The organism is Maribacter polysiphoniae, from assembly GCF_003148665.1.
GTDB classification, from domain to species: domain Bacteria; phylum Bacteroidota; class Bacteroidia; order Flavobacteriales; family Flavobacteriaceae; genus Maribacter_A; species Maribacter_A polysiphoniae.
In genome coordinates this window covers 1-6,628 of the sequence record NZ_QGGQ01000027.1, presented here as the reverse complement: position 1 = coordinate 6,628, position 6,628 = coordinate 1, and the positions used below count along the sequence as shown (strand labels likewise).

7 protein-coding genes and 1 pseudogene are annotated in these 6,628 nt (G+C 35.2%); 3 read left to right on the top strand and 5 right to left on the bottom strand.

Annotated elements, in window-relative coordinates; genetic code table 11:
• Nucleotides 1-13 precede the first annotated feature (13 nt).
• From LX92_RS22190 to LX92_RS22175, 4 genes and pseudogenes are all read right to left on the bottom strand, one after another.
• Nucleotides 14-274: pseudogene (locus LX92_RS22190) on the bottom strand (transposase); the annotation flags it as partial.
• A 60-nt stretch (nt 275-334) separates the two neighbouring features.
• On the bottom strand, nt 335-1,456 hold the full coding sequence (locus tag LX92_RS22185; protein ID WP_109655246.1) for an O-antigen ligase family protein: 1,122 nt from the start codon (nt 1,454-1,456) through the stop codon (nt 335-337).
• Nucleotides 1,443-2,189 carry a hypothetical protein gene (locus tag LX92_RS22180; protein WP_109655243.1) on the bottom strand — a complete coding sequence of 249 codons (747 nt, stop codon included), beginning with the start codon at nt 2,187-2,189 and terminating at the stop codon, nt 1,443-1,445. The genes LX92_RS22185 and LX92_RS22180 overlap by 14 nt, the downstream gene beginning before the upstream one ends.
• 99 nt (nt 2,190-2,288) lie before the next feature.
• The gene (locus LX92_RS22175) at nt 2,289-3,092 is read right to left on the bottom strand and encodes a hypothetical protein (RefSeq protein ID WP_109655241.1); all 804 of its coding nucleotides are present in this window, start codon (nt 3,090-3,092) and stop codon (nt 2,289-2,291) included.
• Nucleotides 3,093-3,562: 470 nt separating this feature from the next.
• Here LX92_RS22175 and LX92_RS22170 point away from each other — a divergent pair, with 470 nt between their 5' ends.
• Together LX92_RS22170 and LX92_RS22165 are read left to right on the top strand one after the other, a co-directional pair.
• Nucleotides 3,563-4,189 carry a metallophosphatase domain-containing protein gene (locus LX92_RS22170; RefSeq protein WP_109655239.1) on the top strand — a complete coding sequence of 209 codons (627 nt, stop codon included), beginning with the start codon at nt 3,563-3,565 and terminating at the stop codon, nt 4,187-4,189.
• Nucleotides 4,190-4,223: 34 nt separating this feature from the next.
• A complete protein-coding gene (locus tag LX92_RS22165) occupies nt 4,224-4,835 on the top strand; it encodes an LbetaH domain-containing protein (protein ID WP_109655237.1) in 612 nt (203 codons plus the stop codon).
• A 667-nt stretch (nt 4,836-5,502) separates the two neighbouring features.
• On the opposite strand, the gene LX92_RS22155 is transcribed toward LX92_RS22165, so the two are convergent.
• Nucleotides 5,503-5,718 carry a helix-turn-helix domain-containing protein gene (locus LX92_RS22155; RefSeq protein WP_109655233.1) on the bottom strand — a complete coding sequence of 72 codons (216 nt, stop codon included), beginning with the start codon at nt 5,716-5,718 and terminating at the stop codon, nt 5,503-5,505.
• A gap of 120 nt (nt 5,719-5,838) precedes the next feature.
• On the opposite strand from LX92_RS22155, the gene LX92_RS22150 reads away from it, so the two are divergent.
• On the top strand, nt 5,839-6,628 hold a 790-nt coding region (locus LX92_RS22150), incomplete at its 3' end, for a hypothetical protein (protein ID WP_146197911.1).

Here is a 6,628-nt window from a genome sequence, read left to right as displayed (position 1 = left end):
CAAGGCTTCAGAGCTTTTTTTCGATGATCTCCTTCGCCATTTGATGGTCCAAAGCCAAGTTGGCGTACATCTGCTTGAGCTTGCGGTTCTCCTCTTCCAGTTCCTTTATGCGCCTAAGCTCCTTGCCGCTCATTCCGGCGTACTTCGAACGCCACTTGTAGAAAGCGGCCGAACTCACACCGTGTTCACGGGTTATATCCGCAACGGTCTTGCCATTATCGAACTCTTTTAAAATCTTCGCGATCTGCGTGGGTGAAAATCTACTCTTCCTCATAATACTGTTTAAAATTAAGATTATTATTCTACTTTTAAACAGTTCGGTTTTAAGGGAAGCTTACATTATTATGAAAGATGACTTTTGGTTACAATTAGCACTTAACCCCAAAAGCAATATACAAATTATAAAAAAATAATTGAATGGATAATAGAACATCGCCGAGATCATTATAAAAAAAATCAACACCTTATTTGGATTATAAATAAAATCAAAATCTCTAAAATAATTTATAAACCATATAGTAATCAATAACATAAATATTAATCCATAATTGATTAACCAAAAGAGATATTGGTTATACGGAGTACCGATATCACCTGCCAACATCTTAAATTTATCGTTTACATGTGTACGCATATACTCCGCTTGGTTTAACATGTAATTAATGGAAAAACCATTTGTTCCTTTCCCAAAAAAAATATCATCGTCAAATGATTTTATTGAAACCTCCCAAATATACATTCTTCCCAAGGCTGAATCTTTTTTTAAAAGAAAAAGAAAAATACAAGACAGACCGATAAACAGTACCAATGGCAGGGTATATTTCTTATGCTTTTTAAAAATGTATATTGCTAGGAACATTAGAACCGCAAAGAAAACTGAGCGAGAATTTAAAATCAAAAGACAGGCAAAAACCATACATACATAAAATAACACCACTTTTTTTTTAGAACGGAAATAATAGTAAATGCTATGGGGCAAACAGCATAAAAACAGTAAAGCTGTAGTATTGGGGTTATCAAAAGAGCCTGTTATTGCGAAATATGCATTTCCAGAACTTAACACTCCAATGTACTGAAATAGACAAATAAGTACTTGAATCGATCCAAGACCAATAAAGATCATAACCCTTTCGTTATTTTTAATATAGATACTGGTGATTAAAAAGAATGATATCAGCCCAGACCCTGTACCAATCAGAAAATAATTATTTCTCTGAGGTATCTGAGTTAGGAATAAAAATATAAGTAATAAAGACAAAATAAATTGGGAAAGATTTAAATTATGAGGTTTGTCTATATTGATTATGGCAAATAGCCCCAACAGGAAAATAGCGCACGTACCATAAATGATCCTAGGACTTTCATATTCATAAATGAAATGTTCAGATTTTATTAAAACTGAGAATGAAAGAACAATGAATATCAGTAGAATACCATAGGTTTTATTCTTTAACATAGTAATTCTTTCTTCTGCTCAGATCATAATTTGCGCAATTGCTTAGATATTCCCAGAACACCAAACTAATTAAAATCCGATTCGATTTTATTTTCACTAGATTGCCAAGTTCAGTATCGCTATACGCCTTTCTAAGGGTATACGATAATTCCAATGCCGAATATGAGCCTGTTGCATTTAGATAATGCGTGATTTCTTTTTGTATAGGTTCTTTTGAATCTATTTTTAAGAGTAACTCGTAAAAACCATAATTTAGTGCTCCCTGATAAATACTGTTTTTTATATAAGGGCAATTAATATCCGTTGGCAATGAAACCTCCACGGTGTCACGCTCTTTTCCGATTATCATATTTGCTTTCTCATATTTCCGACTGGAATCCTCACTGTATTTGTAGATATATACCGGGAAATAATCATCGTAAACCGACTCGAAGTTGGTATTTAGTGAATCAAATTCCATCTGATTTACTTGGATTTTATAATCATGGTCACCGTCTAAATTTAAAGCGATTAGTATATCCATTAATTGTATCAAATTATCTTGATCACTTCCACCAAAGTTATCTTGGAGCGTAGAAAAAAAGAATTCACTGGCTTTTTCAAATTTAGACAACTTCAGAGCTAATGAGTCGGTTTCTATTTTTTTTAATTCAGGATTTCCCTTGCCATAGCAGGTAGGGCTTAGAATTGTTGAAAAGAAAAACAGGGCTAAAATTTTTGATAGTTTGGCCATGATGTTAATGATTATAATGATCAATAATTGAAGATAAGAAGACCTTGATTGATTACCTAAGATAATCGCCCAAAGTCTTCTCAGGTTTTTTAGATGGAATTAATTCCCGTACAACAATTCAAACCGCACCGCGGTAGCTTGTGCATCCCCCTCTACCTTCATTGACATAAGGGTCATCCCTTGATTATTTCTAATGTTAAAATAATGAGTCGTGCCCCAAACATCTTCACGTTGTTCCACAAAGGAATTGTTCGGGTTATTTGTAGAATATACAGATGTACTGCTAGCAACGTGAATAGTAACAGATTGACCTGCAAATGTAGTATTGTCGGTACGGTCATATGCAGATGAAGTCCAACTATAGTGGTCTCCTAAATTATTATTACTATTCGTCCAAGATTGACTAAAGGATTTTTGCATCCTGCTTAGAACAACACTAAGATCCATAGTTTGCAGATTTTCTGGCTGTTGTGGTATATCTCCAAAAGCGGTTAAATCGTTTTCAATAATCTTTTTTACCGTAAAGTTGCTATAGATCAATTCATCATTGATTTCTATAACAATTCCTTTGTCTTGTTCAACGAACGAATTTAAAACGGCAATATTTTCTTTGATATAATCAAATATCGGTTCTGAAATACCAATTTCAGACCCCGATTCAAGGTCGTAGGAGTAAAGGCCATTTATCAAGGTTGTTTTAGAAATAAATCTATCGTATGCCTCTTGGTACAATAATTTGTTTGACCGATCCCACATTGCCTCAGGATTTTCAAAGTCTGGGATGTCAATAATATTCATTTCGGAAGCTTCAAGATTTTCAGAAACAGCAGATTTTTCACAGGCCCCTATTGAACCAATAAGGATAATTGTCAATAAAACATTTTTTAAGAATGATTTTTTCATAATGATATATTTAGGTTATTTATAAAATAAAAGATTACTTCTTAAAGACCTTAATTCCGGCATTAGTTAAATTCTTAAGGATATTTTTAATACGAGTTATGAGGAATATATGAGAGGCTTCTACCAGAAATCTCTAACATCATAATCTTTCAGGTAAAGTTAATTGGACTACAAATTGCACACAACCAAGTAGACTTTACATAAGTAGAATGCCTCTGTAATATTACACAAAAATTCAGATAAATCCTACTAATTAGGCGTAGGTACCCACAATTTATAAATTGCGTAGTCTCATTTGATAATATTAATATGATTGAGTGAATATTTTTGATTTAACCCTGTGGTGTAAGATTTCCTTGGGACGGAACTGTTTAAAAGAAGTGTTGATTAACTTTAAGTCTAGATGGACAAAAGATAAGTTAGGACACTTTCTCGGTAATCCATAATAGAATGAAAAGTTCAATTAAAGGATGAAAATTGTCTTCATATCAGATACCCATGGTCAGCATGATCTTCTAAATTTACCTAGCGGTGATATGATTGTTCATGCTGGGGACGTTTCAAGTAGAGGAACTCATATTGAGGTTTTCAAGTTTTTAAACTGGTTTGGTAATCTGGATTTCAAATACAAGATATTCATTGCCGGTAACCACGATTTCTTTTTTGAGATTGCGGAATCAAGTTTTATAAATTCGATGATACCTGAGGGTGTTATGTATTTAAACGATACTGGAGTAGAAATAGAAGGAATCAAGATCTGGGGCTCCCCGATACAACCATGGTTCAATAATTGGGCTTTTAACCGTGAGAGAGGAGAAGAAATAAAACAGTACTGGAATAAAATTCCCGATAATCTTGATATCTTGATAACCCATGGCCCTCCAAATGGGATATTAGACAAAACAATCAGAGGGGAATCAGTTGGCTGTGAAGATTTATATGATACAATTTCAAAAGTAAAACCAAAAATCCATGTTTTCGGACACATTCATGAGGCCTATGGTGTAGAGTCAAAAAATGGGATTAGTTTTATTAATGCCAGCGTTTTGAATCTGAGTTATCAGATGACTAATTTACCAGTAACTCTAACCGTCTAACATATAAGGGTCAAAAGTTCAAATAAAGGATTGAATGAAACTAATAAACTATATTAAAGATATCTACCGTGATATTCCTTCCTTATCGAAGGATAGTCTCCCATGGGAGATCATTGATAATATTGATGAATTGATAAATAGTCTCATCCCTGGTCTGAACAAGAGAGAGTATGTGATTCAAGAAAATATTGCCATACATGAAACTGCTATTGTTGAAGGTGGTGCTATCATAAAAAAGAATACGATAATAGGGCCACGATGTATTGTGAAATCTGGGGCTTACCTACGAAACGGGGTCTATTTGGTCAGTGATGTTACTATCGGGGCCAATACAGAAATCAAACAAAGTATTATATTTAAAAATTCTTGTGCCGCTCATTTGAACTATGTTGGAAATTCCTTAATCGGGGAAGATGTCAACCTAGAGGCCGGATCTGTGTTGGCGAACCACTTTAACGAACGGGAGGATAAACATATAGTTATCAATGAAAAAGGTGAATGGATTAATACCGGAGTGAAAAAATTCGGGTCTCTGATTGGGGACGGTTCAAAAATCGGTGCTAATTCCGTTTTAAACCCAGGTACGATCTTGCCGGCAAAAACCATTGTACCAAGATTAACACATATTAATCAAGCTGAAACCTAAAGATGTTATAAATTCAAGTTGCGCAAAATTTAAATAACGGATGCATTATGACACTTACTCGGCAAACCAGAATAGAATTTAATGTTCAAATAAACTGTGGGGTAGTATAGTCAATTAAAATGGTAGCAGTAGACGATTTTGATTTCTGGTTGTGGTCTGTTTTTCTGATTACTGGCTTAGTCTATTATTGGTTAAAGAAGAAAAAGTTAATAGCACCCGATGCTTTGTTTGAAGAACGTAGATTATTAATTGGTATAATAATGTTTTTGGTGATTTGGATATACTCCGTTCTATTTGAATGACCATCAGCATTAATTTGCATTGTGAAATAAGAACAAAGTTCAAATTAGATCAAAAAGCATATTGAGATTACCACCTCCCCCAAATCTTACCTTTAAACTTTGCGTGTGGATCCTGTGCGGTTTTTGTAGTATTCCGGTAGATAAGCGTAAAGCAAAAATCGCATAGGACGCATCTTGTCAATTCCTGTCGAATGTTTGCATATTTAGCTGAATCCATTTCCCCATAAGTTTAACCAAAGTTGGGTTACACTTGGGAATACAAATTGAAATCACAAGTTTTAGTCTTAAAAAGAGTCGAAGTCCAATAAATTTTTGGGTTTTTTGGGATTTAAAGTTTTAGGAAATCTCAATGAATCCCTCTCTTCTTAAAAATTCAGTAATTTATATAAACTAACTTCCAAAGCTCTGGATATCTCATATAGGGAATAGATAGTTGGATTAACTTTACCATTCTCTATTTTTTCAATAGCTTGTCTATCTTTTCCGCAAGCACGGGCTAAATCCGACTGATTCCAACCTTTTTGGATTCTCAAGTCAACAATTCTATTTCCAATTTTCTTTTTTAGCTGATCCTTGGTCATACTACAAATGTCAACTTATCATTCATTATTTTTGTCATATTTTAAGTTGACATTTTATTTGTTTTACTATATTTGTCATATAAATATATGACAAATGTAATATTATCTAATTTTTCGGCTATGCAACAGCAATCAAGAATATCTAAATCGACAGATTTCCCAATGAAGGATGAACTTATTGAGCTAATCCAAATGGAACTGCCCCTGCATTCGGTATACGTTATCGGTATGGAGACCATAAAAAAGAGACAAAAGGTTTTCCTATACCCATTTCCGGTCATGCCACAGGAGACCGTGACCTATACGCTATTGGTTGTCGGACATAGGTCACCGGCAAAAAACCTGGGGGATTTCATGGCGAACCTATATGGTAAAATGAAAGGACGCTGTAGGGTATATGTCATTTTCCGTACCCTTTCCAATGTCCTTAAAAGGTTGGACATCGGGGATAATTTTCTGAACCGTATCGTTTCTGGGACACCCTGCATCTTTAAGGAGAACAATCTGGTAACCGAGTCCTGTCCTGTTGGGATGTGTCTGCATAGCACCTATTATGAACGAATCCGGGAAAGTTGGATCGACCGAATGGAAAGGGCGGAGTATCTTCTTTCGGTCGTTGGCATCATCGGGGAAAGGGAGGACACCGCTTCCAAAATGGCCGTAATGCACTTTGCCATGGAACAGGTATGCCTTGGACTGTTGCGCATTTTTTGGGAATATGTCCCGAACCATTATTCCCTGTCCTATCTGTTCCATTTATGTGGTCACTTTACCGGGTTGCCGCAAAGGATATTTCCCCGCGGGACATACGGCCTGCAGCGCCAGTTCTATATGCTGTGCAATGCGCACCATATCATGCGCTTCAAGGGGGCGATCCAATTTTCACCAGATGATTCGGACAGGGTTTTTC

Coding starts and splice junctions, on each gene's coding strand:
- LX92_RS22165 (WP_109655237.1), top strand. CDS start 4,224: ATGAAACTAATAAACTATATTAAAGATATCTACCGTGATATTCCTTCC.
- LX92_RS22180 (WP_109655243.1), bottom strand. CDS start 2,189: ATGGCCAAACTATCAAAAATTTTAGCCCTGTTTTTCTTTTCAACAATT.
- LX92_RS22175 (WP_109655241.1), bottom strand. CDS start 3,092: ATGAAAAAATCATTCTTAAAAAATGTTTTATTGACAATTATCCTTATT.
- LX92_RS22155 (WP_109655233.1), bottom strand. CDS start 5,718: ATGACCAAGGATCAGCTAAAAAAGAAAATTGGAAATAGAATTGTTGAC.
- LX92_RS22185 (WP_109655246.1), bottom strand. CDS start 1,456: ATGTTAAAGAATAAAACCTATGGTATTCTACTGATATTCATTGTTCTT.
- LX92_RS22170 (WP_109655239.1), top strand. CDS start 3,563: ATGAAAATTGTCTTCATATCAGATACCCATGGTCAGCATGATCTTCTA.